This window comes from Pseudoalteromonas sp. 31A1 (assembly GCF_011378815.1).
GTDB classification, from domain to species: domain Bacteria; phylum Pseudomonadota; class Gammaproteobacteria; order Enterobacterales; family Alteromonadaceae; genus Pseudoalteromonas; species Pseudoalteromonas arctica.
The window spans coordinates 33,330-48,628 of record NZ_WTKY01000014.1 but is presented as its reverse complement, the minus strand read 5'-3'; the positions used below and the strand labels follow the sequence as shown (position 1 = coordinate 48,628).

Genomic DNA, 15,299 nt, shown 5'->3' with positions numbered 1-15,299 from the left:
AATTAAAGACAATATTCATCAGGTAATGACGAGCTAATTTATGGCTCGCCTGCTATGAAGATCAGTGATTATAAAAAGTATAGCTATTTAACGTTGTTTCCTCTAATGGTTTAAGCGCAGAGTTAAGTTGTACCAACTGCTGATAAACTTCAGGGTAAAATATTTTTAATCGGGCAACGCGAGAAAAGTGGTTTGGTTCAAATTTTTCAACAAGCTGCAAAGCTAAAGGAACCATTGGGCTTAACTCACCTTTGGTGTAGCTTTGTTCTAGCGCTAAGTCGAGTATATCTACGCCAAGTTTACTGGGAACAGTCGGTATTTTGTTATCAATTAGAAATTGGACTGCTTCGACAGAAGACGACGCAGCTTGTGTATAAACGTCGCGTCCATGTATATCGGTAATCGAAAAATCAAAACCAAGTTGTGCAAGTTCTTGCCATTGACTAAGCGGAATCCAGCTTAGTCTAACCAACTCTGTTGGAGGGATAGGTAGCGTTCGACTATTCCAAATAGGCACTAAGTCATATGGATTCTTAAGTAACCTAATAAATAGCACGTTTGTCTCTGTTTGATTTAGTGGAGTTGTCTGGCTGTATTCATGTGCTTTTTGAAATTCTTTTTTAGCTAAATACTCACGAAATACACTATCGCTTCTATCTGAAGAGGTACGGCGGGCAAGAGTGTTCCACCAATAATTAACTAAAACAGGGTCTATATTTTGTAATACGTCTTCAAAGTTACTGCCATACTCTTTTTCAATTTTGCGCACTTTGTCGTAAGCATCACTATCTCGTATGAGCTTTTGGGCTGCAAACAGCTTTTCTGTTAATTGATTACAATTGCTTGAGGCTGAATCTAGATCTTCTTTTTTATGTTGTAGCTCTAGTAAAAATTGAGATATTTCAGAGTTATCTGGCTCAGTTACTCTAGGCAGCATAGAGTTTTCAATTATAGAGATTTGGCTAAAGTAGAGGTAACTTAAAGGGTTTGTTTGCTCACTAATAAAAGTACCTTGTTGATATTTAAATTTGTTTTCAAAAAGTAGAGTCTTATCTGATGAATTTTTATAATTAAACTCACCATGGGCTTTATATCCTTCGGCGATTAAGTAATCCAGCATATCAGTCTTACTTTTATCTAAATCTTCTAAAGTTAAGTTTCCGTTTTTAGGTAAATTAATTATGGCAATATCTAACGCTGTAAATAGGCCTGCCTTATTGGTTGGCGAGACTCCTGCTTGTTTTAATGCTTTTACTAAGGGTAAATTAAATTGGCTAATAGCTAAATCGGCTAAGTTATATAAAACGGTAAAATTGTCATAAATAGGCATATCATTAAGTGAAGGTACTTGCTTCATTAGCGCAAAAATATACTCATTAGGTAGACCGTTATTTATAGCTACTGCGAGTTCATTTACCGTAAATTGATTTACTGTGATTACATGCTCAAATTCGTCAATTGAAAGTTTATTTGCATTGAGCATAAGTAGCGTGGCGGGAGAGATAACATTACTACCTTCAATACGAATAAACGACTGCAAATAAGTGGTAAACGTGTCGGAATTGTTTAATAGTGCATAGAGGGTTTCTTTTTTTACATTTTCATCAAGTGGAACGTTAAATGTTAAACCAGCAGGGCTTTGGGTAGCCGAACCTAACTGCTGCACCATCTCTTTTACTTTATCAGTGGTGAAATTTTGAATAGCTTCAATGCCTTGCCAGTCAGCTAAAATAGCTATGCTTTCAATTATTTTATAGTCTTTTTTTTGTTTATCTTTAATCGCTTCTTTAAGTAGCGTTGTATATGACTGATAAGATGCCTCATACAAACCTGAATACATTAATAGGTCGGCGACAGAAGTACCTTTGTTGAGTTCATTTTTAAAAAATAAAGTAAGCGATTGGTTTATTTCATTTATTTTGTATGCTTTATCAGCCGATTTATTTTTACAAAGGCTAATTTCGTGTTTTAGTTTTACTACTTTCTGTTGTGGGGATGCTTGAACGATCTGCTTTTGTTGTTTTATTTTGGGCTGAACTATATTTGAGGCAGGTTTTAAATTTTGCTTTACTACTGGTGAGCTGGATTGAGCTATAAATATATAAGTTGCCAATACAACCGTAGCAATGGCAATAAGCGCCAGGGGTCCTTTTTTCATAAACGTTAATCCTTTAGGTTCACTATTTCAATTATCCACATGGTACTATTTTAGATACTAATAGTGTAAGAGGCTTTAATAAAGTATTAATTTATTAAAGCCATTTTATAGGCTGCTAATTCAGTTTGCTTTTAATGCAATTTCATTTTAGGACGCACTACACGCAACACTTTTTCGCTTATCCATAATGCAAAGGTTTTTGCGCTGCCGTGTATGGCGCGTTGGTGCATACGGTATAAAGATATATACATAAAGCGGGCAATTTTACCTTCAATAAAAAAGGTATTGCTGGTTAGGTTGCCCATTAAGTTACCTACCGTGCTGTAGCTCGATAAGTTAACTAGCGAGCCATGGTCGCTGTATTTAAAGCCGCGTAGTGGTTGCTGCTTTAGCGTTGCGATGAGATTTTTTTCGACGCATAACGCCATTTGGTGCGCCGATTGTGCGCGTGGTGGTACTTGCTTGCCGTCGGCTTGGGTAAATGCGCAGCAATCGCCTAATACAAAAATGCTTTCGTCAACGGTGCTTTGTAAAAACTCGTTTACTTGAATTTGATTGCTACGAGTAAGCTCAAAAACACCTAAGTCTTTAATAAAATCAGGTGCTTTTACGCCTGCCGCCCACACCATTATATCGGCATCAATGTGTTCTTCGTCTTTGGTGATAAAGCCTTGTGCGGTGCCTTCTTTCACTTGCGTTTGTTCGCGCACGTTTACGCCAAGTTTTAATAGCTCACGCTTGGCACTTACGGCAATACGCTCAGGTAATGCAGGTAAAATACGCGGTCCGGCTTCAATTAAATGAATATGCAAACGCTTAGACGACATATTTGTTAAGCCATAAAGCTTTAATAGCTCAGACACATGGTAAAGCTCAGCTGAGAGTTCAACACCCGTAGCACCGCCGCCTACAATGGCAATATTAAGTGATTGCTGTTGGTTGTCGTCTTGGTGAAGGCGCGTAAAGCTATCTAGTAATGAGTGCTGAAAGCGCTCTGCTTGTTGGCTTGAATCTAAAAAGTAGCAGTGCTCTTTTATACCAGGGGTATTAAAGTCGTTACTTACGCTGCCGATGGCAATAACAAGGTGATCGTAACGAACTGTACGGCCAGGTAAAATAGTGTGGCCTAACTCGTCGTTTAATGGGGAGAGGGTAATTGTTTTATTGCTTTGATCTATATTGCAAAAAGTACCAAGTTGAAAACGATAATGATGTTTTGCGGCATGGGCTGAATACACAACGCCATCTAAATCAGGGTCAATAGAGCCTGTCGCTACTTCGTGCAGTAACGGCTTCCATATGTGGGTACGGTTTTTGTCTATTAACAGTATATCAGCTTGTTTTTTTTTCCCTAGCTTATGCCCCAGTTGGGTTGCAAGTTCTAATCCGCCAGCACCACCGCCAATAACGACGATTTTAGGTATTGTAATACTCATAACGTTGCCCTTAAAAATAATATACCCAAGTGATCTGTATTTTTATTAGTTTTTTAAGGTGACTTGGGTATCAATAAATTATTTTGGCAACAAGTAGTTACTACTCATTTTATGGGTGCCTAGTTTGCGCCTAAATAAAACCGATGTCAGCAATAAATAATGTTATTTGTTGTATACTGAGTTGCAAATATTTCATACACACCGAGTTGCAAATATTTTATCTACACCGCATTTTTATAAGCATGACTATTGTTTAGCCATCAAAAGGACATTTATGACCACGCCACTAATTCAATCACTTGAGCAGCACTTTGGTTTTAGCCAGTTTAGAACAGGGCAACAACAAACTATAGAGCAGCTTTTAAATGGTCAATCGTCGTTGGCTATATTTCCGACCGGCTCGGGTAAATCGTTGTGCTATCAATTAACTGCGTTGCATTTACCAAATTTAACCTTAGTGGTTTCGCCTTTACTTGCATTGATGAAAGATCAAATTAGCTTTTTAAATAGCAAAGGTATTTATGCTGCCAGCCTTGATTCGAGCCAAGATCAAATGCAAAGCAGCACCGTAATGAATGATGTGCGAAACGGTAAAATTAAAGTATTAATGGTGTCGGTTGAGCGCTTTAAAAACGAGCGTTTTAGAGAGTTTATAAGCCAAGTGGCGCTTTCGATGTTAGTGGTAGACGAAGCGCACTGTATATCAGAATGGGGCCATAACTTTAGACCCGACTACCTTAAACTGCCGCGTTACCGCGAAGAGCTTAATATTCCTTTAGTGTTGTTACTTACTGCAACGGCCACTAAAAAAGTAAAACGCGATATGGCAGAGCGCTTTGCTATTGCGCCTGAGTGCATTGTGCAAACGGGCTTTTACCGCGCTAATTTAGATTTAAGCGTGCTGAGCGTTAAAACCGCCGATAAAAACACCGAGCTTGCCAACATTGTACGCGCGCAAAGTGGCCCTGGTATTGTGTATGTAACGCTACAGCAAAGCGCTGAGCAAGTTGCTAATGTGCTAAGTGCGCAAGGTGTGCATGCCGTTGCTTACCATGCAGGGCTTGAAGATACGCTACGCTGGCAAATTCAAGATGACTTTATGGGCGGTAAAATTAACGTTGTAGTGGCAACCATAGCCTTTGGTATGGGCGTTGATAAATCTGATATTCGCTTTGTTATACATTACGACTTACCTAAATCGATAGAAAACTACAGCCAAGAAATTGGCCGAGCAGGGCGCGATGGCGATCCATCAAATTGTTACACGCTTGCTAACCTAGACGGCCTAAATACGGTAGAAAACTTTGTATATGGCGACACCCCTGAGCTTAGCGGTATTGAATACGTAATTAACGATATTCGCCAAAGCCACCAGCAATGGGAAATGCAAGAATACAGCTTATCGAGCGAAAGTAATATTAGGCAACTGGCACTTAAAACCTTACTTGTACAGCTTGAAATGCAAGGCGCTATAACGCCGCAATATGCCTACTACGCCGATTTTAAATACAAATTTTTGGTTGATAAAAACGAGCTACTTGGTCATTTTGATGAGCAACGCCAAGCATTTTTAACACAAATATTTAGCCATACCGATTTTAAAAAAATATGGGGCACGCTAAATTTTGACTCCCTTACGCAAGCCGCGCAGGTTGATCGCAAACGCGTAGTGGCTGCTCTTGATTACCTAGCTGAAAAAAACCTAATAACGCTCGAAACCAAACGTATTACCCAAGTATACAAAGTGCATAGCGAGGTTATAAATAACCCAGAACTTGCCCAGCAACTTCACGACTACTTTACCGACAAAGAACAAGCCGAAATTAAACGTATTGCTGCACTTGTGCGCTTTTTTGAGCTACAAAGTTGCTTAAGCTATAACTTAGCGCGCTATTTTGACGATCAAAATGCACCTGAGCAATGTGGGCATTGTAGTGTGTGTAGAGGGCATGCGGTTAAGCTTGAGTACTCTATAGAGCCTGCATATATTGACGATCAGCTTATTTATCAAAAAGTTGATGAGTTTTTAGCGCATATGGCGGGCAAGGGTAATAATAATGTGGGGATTGAAACCCAATGCCGCTTTTTAGCGGGGATGAGTGTGCCGTTATTTGCGCGTAATAAAGTACGCCAGCTGAGTGGTTTTGCACTGTGTGAGCAAATGCGTTACAGCGATATTAAAGCAAAACTACTAGCGCGTTAAATTAGTTACTGTATCCTAGTGGCTTATTCAAAAAAGTAAGCCACTATGCCTCATATTGTTATCCCCGTTGAAAATATTTCTACTACCCCAGAGCCCGTTACGTGTGCTAACTGCCAAGCCTGTTGTTGCCAATTAGAAGTGCGCATAGTAACCGACACTGGCGTGCCTTTTAACTATATAGAATACGATAAATGGGGCAGTGAAGTAATGAAACGCGCTGACGACGGTTGGTGCCAAGCACTCGACCGCAATACGCTTATGTGCTCTATTTACGAAAACCGCCCATTAGTATGTCGCGAGTTTGAAATGGCCTCGGGTGAGTGTATTACCGAGCGCGATTTAGCGGGTATATAGTCCGCTATTATTAATGTACATAAACAACAAAGGGGCTTAAAAGCCCCTTTGTTTATTGCTTACTATAAAAATTAAACTTTAAAGTAGCTAATATACTTTTTAAGCGTGTTTGAAAGGTCAGCTAATGCAACGGCTTCTTGTGCGTTACTGTTAAGCGACATGCTGGTTTCTTTGGACATACTGGCAATTTCTTCTACGCCAGTACTAATTTGCGCCACGGTGGCTACTTGGTTTGATGTTGATTCAACAATTTCAAGCACGTTACTTAATGAGTCATTAGCTTGTTGCTGTATTTGATGCAGTAACTCGTTTGCTTCGTGAGTAAGCGTTAGGCCATTTTCTACTTGTGGTACTGTGGTTTCCATAGCTGTTACCGACGCTTGCGTGTTTTCTTGTACTTGCAAAATCATCTTTTCAATATCGCCTGTTGCATCACCAGTACGCTGGGCAAGTTGTCTTACCTCGTCAGCAACAACAGCAAACCCTCGGCCTGTTTCGCCTGCTCTTGCAGCTTCTATTGCTGCATTTAGTGCAAGCAAGTTTGTTTGATCAGAAATACTGCGGATCACACTTAAAATATCGCCAATGTGTTTTACATGTTCTTGCAGCACGTTTACTTGGGTAACTGTGGCTTTTACGGTTACTGAGATTTGCTCAATTTCGGCCGCTACTTTTTGCACTGCAATACTACCTTGCTGCGATAATTGCGCGGTTATTTTTGAGTTATCTTCTGTTTGCCTAACTGAGTCGGCTACAGCATGAATACTGCGGCTCATTTCTTCTAGGCTGCTTACTGCCGAGTTTGTATAAGTTACTTGTGCGTCAGCGGCACTAAGTGCTTGCTGCGAGCCAGACGCTACGCTTGCAGAGTGAGTAGAAAGCTCTTCAGATGAGTTAATAATGCTATCTACAATGGTTTTTAATTTAGATTGCATCACCCCTACAGAAGCCATCATGCTATTTGGGCAACACGACTGTACATCGCCTCTTAAATCGCCTTGCGCAATAAGGGCAATTACTTCAGCAGCCTCTTGTGGTTCGCCACCTACTGAATTTCTGATCAGTTGGCTAATAACATACGCAACGCTTATGCCTATTAAAAAGGCAAGTGCGGTGAGCGAAATCATCCAAATTTTAAACGAGCTGGCAATATCGAGAGTATCGATAGTGGTGGTTTGATTTGCTTGTTCTTGTAGGTTTATAAATTGGTTTATAACATTTAGCCACTGGGTAAACGCAGGGCGTGCATCGGTCAATAAAATGCGCTCAGCTTCGTTTAGGTTTCCTGCATTTTTAGCGTTTATAACACCTTGAATGAAAGGTTGAGTGCGCTGCTCTATTTGATTTATTTTATTAATTAGAGCGCGCTCTTCATTATTCATATTACCCATTAGCTCGGCCATAGACCGGCTTGACGTTTGGTAAAATGCGTTTAGCTCTTTTATGCTCTTTAACACGGAGCTTAAACTGCTTTGATCGGTAATTAGCACTACATCGCGCACGGCTATTGCTCTGTCGTGTACGCTGCCTCTAAAGTTAATTGCGTAACGTTGCTTTACCGAATTTACGTCGGTCATGTGGGTAATGTTATTATTAATGAGGCTAACGCGCGAAATGCCAATAATGGTTAAAATAAGCATCATTGATAAAATTACGCCAAAGCCGGTCGTTAAACGCATGTTTATGGTCATGGTTGATCCCAAGTGTGAGTCAATACGCGCAAGAGCAGCTTGTATTATTAGTGATTATTCTAAAACAATAGCAGCATTATGCCTTATTAATTAAAGTTTTATTAGCAATAAGGGATTGTTTGTTAATTTAGTTTACAAGCGTAACTTTAATGAGGAGTGTTTTTCAGGCATTAAAAAAGGGGCTAAATGCCCCTTGATGTTGTATAAAAAGATTATACAAAAAGATTATATAAAAGTAGTTAGTCGTACTTTGCTTCTAGCTCATTAGCTGTATGAAACTTCTCATGACTTTGTAATTGCTCGTCGTATTTAACGAGGTTTTTAAAGTGCGCTAATTGACCTGAGTTTTTAACTATTTCAACAATAAACGACATCATAAAATCAGCTCCCGTTAGGGTATCGCCCACTAAATAACGTTTACCTTCAAGGCGGTCGTTAAAGTAGCTAATTACTTTAGCTGTTTCAGCGTCAGCATAGCCTTCTAAAAACTGCGTTTTAGCGCCGTCTTTTAGTACAAACATTTTAAGTAAAAGCGGTAAAATTGCTGAGCTTTCTGCAAAGTGCAGCCATTGCTGGTAGTCAACATATTCAGCGGTATCTACTTTTGGAGCAAATTTACCATTGCCGTATTTAGTAATAAGGTAATCGGTAATAGCGCCTGATTCAGCAATAATTAAACCGCCATCTTCAATTACCGGTGACTTACCAAGTTGATGAATATGCTTTAATTCGTCAGGGGCTAAAAATGTGTCTTTATTACGCTGATAAGCCACAATTTCGTAGTCAACATTTAGCTCTTCTAAAAGCCAAATTACGCGTTTAGAACGTGATTTATTTAAATGGTGTAGTTTGATCATGTCAGTCCTTTTGTGGCTTGTAAGGACTTGGCCTTACAAACCGTTTAAAATTAAAGTGGGTTATTAATTTTAACCACAGTTTTACCAAAGTTTTTACCGCATATCATATCGTTGAACGCGCCTACTGTATTTTCGATGCCTTCTACCATGTGCTCACGGTATTGAATTTTTCCGTCTTGTAGCCATTTTTGCATGTCTTGTGCAAACTCGTCGTAACGGTCGCCGTAATCATCAAAAATGATAAAGCCTTGCATTTTAATACGCTTAGTAAGCAATTGACCCATTAGCATACCTAAACGATCTGGGCCTTCTGGCAAGCTAGTAGCGTTATATTGCGATACTAAACCACACAATGGTACGCGCGCTGCGGTATTTAGTAATGGTAGTACGGCGTCGAATACTTTACCGCCCACATTTTCGTAGTAAACATCAATGCCTTTATCACAGGCTTTTTCTAACTGCTCTGCAAAGTCATCAGCTTTGTGATCAATACAGGCATCAAACCCTAGTTTTTCAACGGCGTGTGCACATTTTTCGCTACCACCAGCAACACCCACTACTTTACAGCCTTTAATTTTAGCTATTTGACCAACCGTTGCGCCTACAGGGCCTGTTGCTGCTGCAACAACTACGGTTTCGCCTTCTTTAGGCTGGCCAATATCAAGTAAACCCATGTAAGCAGTAAAGCCAGGCATACCCATAATACCTAATGCGTATGAAGGGTTTGCAGGCTCTTTACCTAACTGCATTAAGCCTTCGCCGTCGGTAATGGCGTAGTCTTGCCAACCTGTGTAGGCAAGTACCCATTCACCGATCCTAAACTTATCGTTTTTAGACTCTTCTACTTGGCACACTGTTGCGCCAACCATTACATCACCAATATTAACTGGGTCAGCGTACGACTTAGCATCACTCATACGACCACGCATGTATGGGTCTAGCGATAGGTAAATGGTACGTAGTAAAACTTCGCCGTCTTTTAATGCAGGAAGCTCTACCGTTTTTAATTTAAAGTTTTCATCTGTTGGAGCGCCATTAGGGCGTGATTCAAGAGTAAGTTGGCGACTAGTCGTAGACATATAAGATCTCCTATTAATATAAATAAACTACTTACCGAATGTTTACGCTTTAAAAATCGTGATCAGCTAAACAATAATGCGCGGCTAAGCAGTATGAATATGTACAATGCGTACCTTAATAAAGGAGTTTTGGGCGGGTGGTTGATAATTCAACCTTTGCAGAGTATTTATTCTAAATGGTTTATTTTAGCTTGCTAAAAATATGGCTATTGTAAAACACCCCGTTTTTATAAATGGCCTGTTTAAGCACAGCCTCTTGCTCAAAGCCACTTTTAATAAGTGCTTTCATAGAGCCGGTATTACCAGCAAACACAGCGCCAAAAATTCTGTTTATGTGTGAGCTTGCAAACGCTTCATTGCATATAAGTTCAATAGCGCGAGTAATAATGCCTTGCCCCCAATAGGCTTTATTTAGCCAATAACCAATTTCGCCACTGTGGCTGTATTCAAATTCGCCGGGAGTTACACCAATACAGCCCGCAAATTGCCCATTTACCTCAATGGCTTTAACTGTTGCATCAATTACGCCGTTTTTTGAGCCTTGGTTTATCCACCAATCAGCATCGGCTTGCGTATAAGGAAACGGAATTTTTGACGATAAATAACGCGTTACCTGTTCATCATTTAAGGTGCTAATAATAAAAGGCGCGTCTTGGGCTTTAAACTCTCTGAGGGTGATCATATTTTTTCATAAATTTTTAGTATGCACACTAACTTAACAATCATTTAAGAGTTAAACAATCAGAACCTAAATTAAACGGTTTACGGCTATTACTTTGTTTTAAAGTCCTCTAATATAAGCAAAATATTACACCTATTTTAGATGCCATTATGCACCCTCACATTAAAGCGCTTTATAACAGCGCCCAAAAACCAAGCCGTTTAATTATTGGTTTAATGAGCGGTACCTCGTTGGACGGGCTTGATGTTGCACTGTGTAAAGTAACGGGCGCGGGCTTAAATACACACATTGAGGTTTTAAATTTTACTACTGTTGATTACAACGACGATTATAAAACTAAAATAAAGCAGGTATTTGCTAAGCGAGAATGCGATTTAGAGATTGTTACTTTACTGCACCCGTGGGTAGGTAAACTCCATGGCAATATGGTTAACCAGTGCTTAGCTAAGTGGAATATAAACCCTGCAAGTATTGATGTAATAGCAAGCCACGGGCAAACCATTTATCACTGCCCGCAGTCGCAGCATAACCACAAAAGCTTTACTAATGGCACCTTACAAATTGGCGATAGTGACCAAATAGCCGTTACTACGGGTATTACAACCATTGGTGATTTTAGACAAAAACACATAGCCGCAGGAGGCGAGGGCGCACCACTGGCTGTGTATGGCGATTATTTGTATTTTTCGAGCGCTGCTGAGAGTCGGATTTTGCTAAATATGGGCGGCATTGCTAACTTAACGTTTTTACCCAAAAATGGTGATGCAAACGGTGTGTTTAGCTCCGACATTGGCCCCGGTAATACCATTATGGATGCCTACGTACAGCAACATTTTAAAGATATGCATTATGACGATGGCGCAAAAATAGCAAAAGCAGGCAAGATAAATACACCATTATTGAATGCATTGTGTAATAACGCATTTTTTAAACTCCCAATGCCTAAAACCACAGGGCCTGAGGTATTTAACTTAGCGTATTTAAATGCTGCACAGCAGGTTACAAATACTCACCATTTAAGCCATGAAGATGTAATGGCCACTTTAAATACCTTTACTGCAACCGTTATAGCAAATACATTAAACGAGTGTGCAGAGCACGCACAAAATTGTGTGGTGTATGCAAGTGGTGGCGGTATTCATAACCCGTTACTAATGGCGCAACTTACAACGCTTTGCCCACTTATTAAGGCTTTTAAAAACACCGACGATTTAGGTATTAACCCTGATGCAAAAGAGGCCGTGTTATTTGCTATTTTAGCAAACGAATGCTTAGCAGGAGAGCAGCAACACCTAAGTAATACTGCACAAGGTATTGCGGGAGTTACTATGGGTAAAGTAAGTTTTGCAGACTAGGGCGTGTTGATCTTTGTGGATTGAAATTTGTTCAATCTAGGGGCGATTAAATCGCGGCGCGAGGTTTGTAACCTAGTGGGCTAAGTAAAAACCGAGCAACAAAGAGTTAATCGTCCCTAGAAAGAACCCAAAGGGCAGCGCATGTTTGGTATTTATGCTGCGTTATCGCCAATTTATGGGGAATAACCACACTACATAGGCTCTGCCTTGCCTAAAAACCAAACATACTGCTGCAAATTCACCCACCAAAGATCAACACGCCCTAATAACTTATAAGTAGCGTCGCGTAATTTAAGTGCAGCCAGCACTAAAACAGCGATAAAAACGTAGAACCCATACTCGCAAAGTAGCTACGAACGCCCTGAGGCTTAGCATGTTCAGTTGTTATGTGTTCAGGAATATAGCCTTGCTCAAATGCTTTAATGTACACATCGAGTTGTTGGCTTTCTTTTAAGGTCGTGTTTTTTCCGTGCAGCATCATTTGCACTACAAAACATTGGCTTTGTGTAATGTTACTTAAAGTAAGGTTTACAGTACCAGATTCAAGGTCGTCATTGCTTAGCATTTTTTCAGTAAAATACTGCGCCCCACGCGCACTGGGCTGCGTAGCACTTAGTGAAATAACATCGCTCTCATTTGCGCCATCAGGCAACACACACTGCAGCGTAATGTTATGCGCAGCATTGGCTTTTAGCGATAGCTTTTCATATTCCATAGCGTGGCTCATCGCCGCAGACATAGAATCATCAAATGATTGCTGTGCAAATGTTAGTTGCACTAAGGGTGTACTCATCTTACTTAGTCTTCTTGAGTTTATTCATTTATCGGATAGAGATTATCGCGGATCAAGGTTACAGATTTATGACTAATTGCACTAATTAGTACAATTATTGAGTGGTTTGATCAAAGAGGATCTTTGCACTTCTAATATGAAAACAGTTTGTGATACATTTAGAGTAGATAGTCATATACAGCAAAGTCAGGCGAGTGAGTATTGACTAGATAAAGCCGCTAACCAGTAATGCTATGTAAAATGAGTAAATAAAAAATATAATGTAAATTATATTTTAGTGTAAACACTTTATCCCACAGTAAAAAATAAATTAAGCTCAAGCAACTGGCATCAGAACGAAAAAACCCACGCCTAAGCATGGGTTTATTCTTTATCTTTTGTCTTTGGTGGGCTGCATAAACAGGGATATCCAAAGCTCTCAATAAACATATTACCAGAAAATGTATTATGATCAACCAAAGATAAAGAAAAACTTATAAGATGGAAAGTTAATGCGATACAAAGCAATTGAAAAGACCATATCAATTAGTCGATTTACAACATACAGAAATGCTGTCATTGCGAGTACTGGTGTTGATTGCGGTATAAAAGCTCTCTCGCTATATGAATGGAATGCAAATTTATCATCTGATTTTTTATTTCCTTTACATATATATGAAGTGGTATTACGTAATGCTATTAGTGAAGCTATTGCAAAAAGATATGGTACTGATTGGCCTATTAATACGGTATTTCAAAACTCACTGGCTTATAAAAATAAAAAAGAGCTATTAAGCATTGTTAGCAATAATTACCAAGGGTTAGGCAAGGTGTTACCAGAGTTAAAGTTATCTTGGTGGGAAGAAATGCTAACGCGAAGGCATGATGGGCGTATTTGGAACGTTCATATTCAGACTGCATTTCCAAATGCTGATAACCTAACTGGGGCGCAAATTAGAACGCTATTAAAAGAAGCTTGCTTTGTAATAAGAAAAATAAGAAATCGAATCGCTCATCATGAGCCTATTTTCAATCACAATAAGTTACTTGATATTTATCCTTTAATTGAAACTACTGTGGCAATGCGATGTAAAGAAACAAAAATATGGTTGGATGAAATAGAAAAGGTTAATAATTTACTTTTGAACCCAGTTATATGAAAGTATTAAAAAATTTATTTGGCACATAAAAGGGAAAACTGAGTCTAAAAAATGAGAAAAAGTCATAACTCCATCTATGCCCAAAGATCTCTCACCAAAACAAAGTACATAGGCTCATTAATATTTTTCCTCTCATAGTTTTGAAGATTGAGCGGATACAGTTGATTAGCTCACACACTTGACTATTTGTAGCGAGCGGAAAGTACAATCTTAGTTGAAAGCTGTCTAGAGGAATGCTTGAAATCCACGAGTGTAATTTATTAGCCAAAGTAAATACTCCGAGCTAGTTTTTACAACGACCAAATAAAAAGCAGATACCTAATTAGCATCTGCTTTTATATTTAAAAACCACAGTGCTAAGCGCTGTGGTTTTTAATTTTTAACGAAGAATATTTAATTAAGCTTGAGGTTTAATTAAGTACTTTTCGCCTGTTGCTTGTTTAGAATAAGCCGCGATTGATTGTAAATGTAATACCTCAGCTAATGACACTTCGTGCGTGTAGTTGCTCGCAAATGTAGTGGTGATTTCGTCTGCAATACGTTTGCGCATTTTTATTACTGTATCTGTGCCTAATTTACCTAAGGCATTAAATAACAAGAATCCGTTTACACCCCATGCAAAACCAAAGTTACGGTTTATTGTGATAGGGCCTCGGTTTAATGCACCATAAATATACACTTGTTTGTAAGTGTCTGAGCCATAAACACTGTGCTCTTTCATATCGCGTGCAGCTGCAACTTCCATACAGTTAAGAATGTCACTTGTTAGTTGGCCGCCACCGATTGGGTCAAACGCTATAGTTGCACCGGTTTCGATTATTGCAGCGGTTAGGTCAGCAAAAAAAGTGTCGCTGCTTGAGTTAACAATATATTTTGCACCCATATCGCGCAGTAATTTTTCTTGCTCTGGTTTACGAACAATATTAATTAAATCAACGCCATCAGCAATACAAATACGGTTTAGCATTTGGCCAAGATTAGAAGCTGCAGCCGCGTGAATAATAGCTTTATGACCTTCAGCGCGCATGGTTTCTACCATTGCTAGTGCGGTAAGTGGGTTAACAAAAGATGATGCACCTTCTTTAGCGGTAGTCCCTTCTTTTAGCTCTAGGCAACTTTGTACATTGGCACAAATAAATTGACGATACGTACCACCGCCAATTACAGCAACGGTTTTACCCATTAATGCTTGTGCGGCTGGTGATGAACCTGCTGCTACAACGGTGCCTGCGCCTTCATTACCTACTTGTGTGGCTTTACCTACGCGTGTTTTAAGTGATGGCATAAATTGAGCTGGAACATCGGCAGTAATTACTGGGTTTTCATCAGTACCCGATTGCTTTGCAGTAGACATATCAGCTGCGCTGAATAAAACGCCTAAGTCTGATGGGTTTAATGGTGCAGCTTCAATGCGAATAACCACTTCATCGGCATTCGGCTTTGGCATCTCGATGTTTTTTAAGGCAAGTGTTAGTGTGTTGTTTTCGCTGATAGTTGAAGTAAGTTGGATATTTTTATCTGTCATTATGTTTGCTCCTACAAAAATGAGTAT

12 protein-coding genes are annotated in these 15,299 nt (G+C 39.5%); 4 read left to right on the top strand and 8 right to left on the bottom strand.

The genetic code is table 11. The annotated features are described in order from the left end of the window. Positions 1–61 precede the first annotated feature (61 nt). Together GQR52_RS13430 and GQR52_RS13425 are read right to left on the bottom strand one after the other, a co-directional pair. Complete coding sequence (locus tag GQR52_RS13430) at positions 62–2,158, bottom strand: cupric reductase (protein ID WP_165728775.1); 2,097 nt, start codon at positions 2,156–2,158, stop codon at positions 62–64. A gap of 131 nt (positions 2,159–2,289) precedes the next feature. Continuing rightward, positions 2,290–3,594, bottom strand: coding sequence for an NAD(P)/FAD-dependent oxidoreductase (locus GQR52_RS13425; protein ID WP_007583476.1), 1,305 nt, complete (start codon positions 3,592–3,594; stop codon positions 2,290–2,292). Between the two features lie 274 nt (positions 3,595–3,868). On the opposite strand from GQR52_RS13425, the gene GQR52_RS13420 reads away from it, so the two are divergent. Together GQR52_RS13420 and GQR52_RS13415 are read left to right on the top strand one after the other, a co-directional pair. Then, positions 3,869–5,797: a RecQ family ATP-dependent DNA helicase gene (locus GQR52_RS13420; protein ID WP_165728774.1), complete on the top strand. Its 1,929-nt coding sequence runs from the start codon at positions 3,869–3,871 to the stop codon at positions 5,795–5,797. Positions 5,798–5,842: 45 nt separating this feature from the next. Then, a complete protein-coding gene (locus GQR52_RS13415) occupies positions 5,843–6,151 on the top strand; it encodes a YkgJ family cysteine cluster protein (RefSeq protein ID WP_010554993.1) in 309 nt (102 codons plus the stop codon). A 71-nt stretch (positions 6,152–6,222) separates the two neighbouring features. Here GQR52_RS13415 and GQR52_RS13410 read toward each other — a convergent pair whose 3' ends face one another. From GQR52_RS13410 to GQR52_RS13395, 4 genes are all read right to left on the bottom strand, one after another. Continuing rightward, the gene (locus GQR52_RS13410; protein WP_024607430.1) at positions 6,223–7,842 is read right to left on the bottom strand and encodes a methyl-accepting chemotaxis protein; all 1,620 of its coding nucleotides are present in this window, start codon (positions 7,840–7,842) and stop codon (positions 6,223–6,225) included. 239 nt (positions 7,843–8,081) lie between these two features. Next, positions 8,082–8,699, bottom strand: coding sequence for a glutathione S-transferase (locus GQR52_RS13405; RefSeq protein WP_010554991.1), 618 nt, complete (start codon positions 8,697–8,699; stop codon positions 8,082–8,084). A gap of 50 nt (positions 8,700–8,749) precedes the next feature. Next, positions 8,750–9,778, bottom strand: coding sequence for an NADP-dependent oxidoreductase (locus tag GQR52_RS13400; protein ID WP_007377416.1), 1,029 nt, complete (start codon positions 9,776–9,778; stop codon positions 8,750–8,752). A gap of 181 nt (positions 9,779–9,959) precedes the next feature. Then, positions 9,960–10,460, bottom strand: coding sequence for a GNAT family protein (locus tag GQR52_RS13395; RefSeq protein WP_165728773.1), 501 nt, complete (start codon positions 10,458–10,460; stop codon positions 9,960–9,962). A gap of 149 nt (positions 10,461–10,609) precedes the next feature. Here GQR52_RS13395 and GQR52_RS13390 point away from each other — a divergent pair, with 149 nt between their 5' ends. Next, complete coding sequence (locus GQR52_RS13390) at positions 10,610–11,815, top strand: anhydro-N-acetylmuramic acid kinase (RefSeq protein ID WP_165728772.1); 1,206 nt, start codon at positions 10,610–10,612, stop codon at positions 11,813–11,815. A gap of 307 nt (positions 11,816–12,122) precedes the next feature. On the opposite strand, the gene GQR52_RS13385 is transcribed toward GQR52_RS13390, so the two are convergent. Next, positions 12,123–12,608, bottom strand: coding sequence for a hypothetical protein (locus GQR52_RS13385; protein ID WP_165728771.1), 486 nt, complete (start codon positions 12,606–12,608; stop codon positions 12,123–12,125). A 491-nt stretch (positions 12,609–13,099) separates the two neighbouring features. Between GQR52_RS13385 and GQR52_RS13380 the strand changes: the two genes are divergently transcribed. Continuing rightward, positions 13,100–13,747, top strand: coding sequence for an Abi family protein (locus GQR52_RS13380; RefSeq protein WP_165728770.1), 648 nt, complete (start codon positions 13,100–13,102; stop codon positions 13,745–13,747). Positions 13,748–14,144: 397 nt separating this feature from the next. Here GQR52_RS13380 and GQR52_RS13375 read toward each other — a convergent pair whose 3' ends face one another. Continuing rightward, complete coding sequence (locus tag GQR52_RS13375; protein ID WP_165728769.1) at positions 14,145–15,272, bottom strand: zinc-binding dehydrogenase; 1,128 nt, start codon at positions 15,270–15,272, stop codon at positions 14,145–14,147. Positions 15,273–15,299 lie beyond the last annotated feature (27 nt).

Coding starts and splice junctions, on each gene's coding strand:
- GQR52_RS13430 (WP_165728775.1), bottom strand. CDS start 2,158: ATGAAAAAAGGACCCCTGGCGCTTATTGCCATTGCTACGGTTGTATTG.
- GQR52_RS13425 (WP_007583476.1), bottom strand. CDS start 3,594: ATGAGTATTACAATACCTAAAATCGTCGTTATTGGCGGTGGTGCTGGC.
- GQR52_RS13420 (WP_165728774.1), top strand. CDS start 3,869: ATGACCACGCCACTAATTCAATCACTTGAGCAGCACTTTGGTTTTAGC.
- GQR52_RS13415 (WP_010554993.1), top strand. CDS start 5,843: ATGCCTCATATTGTTATCCCCGTTGAAAATATTTCTACTACCCCAGAG.
- GQR52_RS13410 (WP_024607430.1), bottom strand. CDS start 7,842: ATGACCATAAACATGCGTTTAACGACCGGCTTTGGCGTAATTTTATCA.
- GQR52_RS13405 (WP_010554991.1), bottom strand. CDS start 8,699: ATGATCAAACTACACCATTTAAATAAATCACGTTCTAAACGCGTAATT.
- GQR52_RS13400 (WP_007377416.1), bottom strand. CDS start 9,778: ATGTCTACGACTAGTCGCCAACTTACTCTTGAATCACGCCCTAATGGC.
- GQR52_RS13395 (WP_165728773.1), bottom strand. CDS start 10,460: ATGATCACCCTCAGAGAGTTTAAAGCCCAAGACGCGCCTTTTATTATT.
- GQR52_RS13390 (WP_165728772.1), top strand. CDS start 10,610: ATGCACCCTCACATTAAAGCGCTTTATAACAGCGCCCAAAAACCAAGC.
- GQR52_RS13385 (WP_165728771.1), bottom strand. CDS start 12,608: ATGAGTACACCCTTAGTGCAACTAACATTTGCACAGCAATCATTTGAT.
- GQR52_RS13380 (WP_165728770.1), top strand. CDS start 13,100: ATGCGATACAAAGCAATTGAAAAGACCATATCAATTAGTCGATTTACA.
- GQR52_RS13375 (WP_165728769.1), bottom strand. CDS start 15,272: ATGACAGATAAAAATATCCAACTTACTTCAACTATCAGCGAAAACAAC.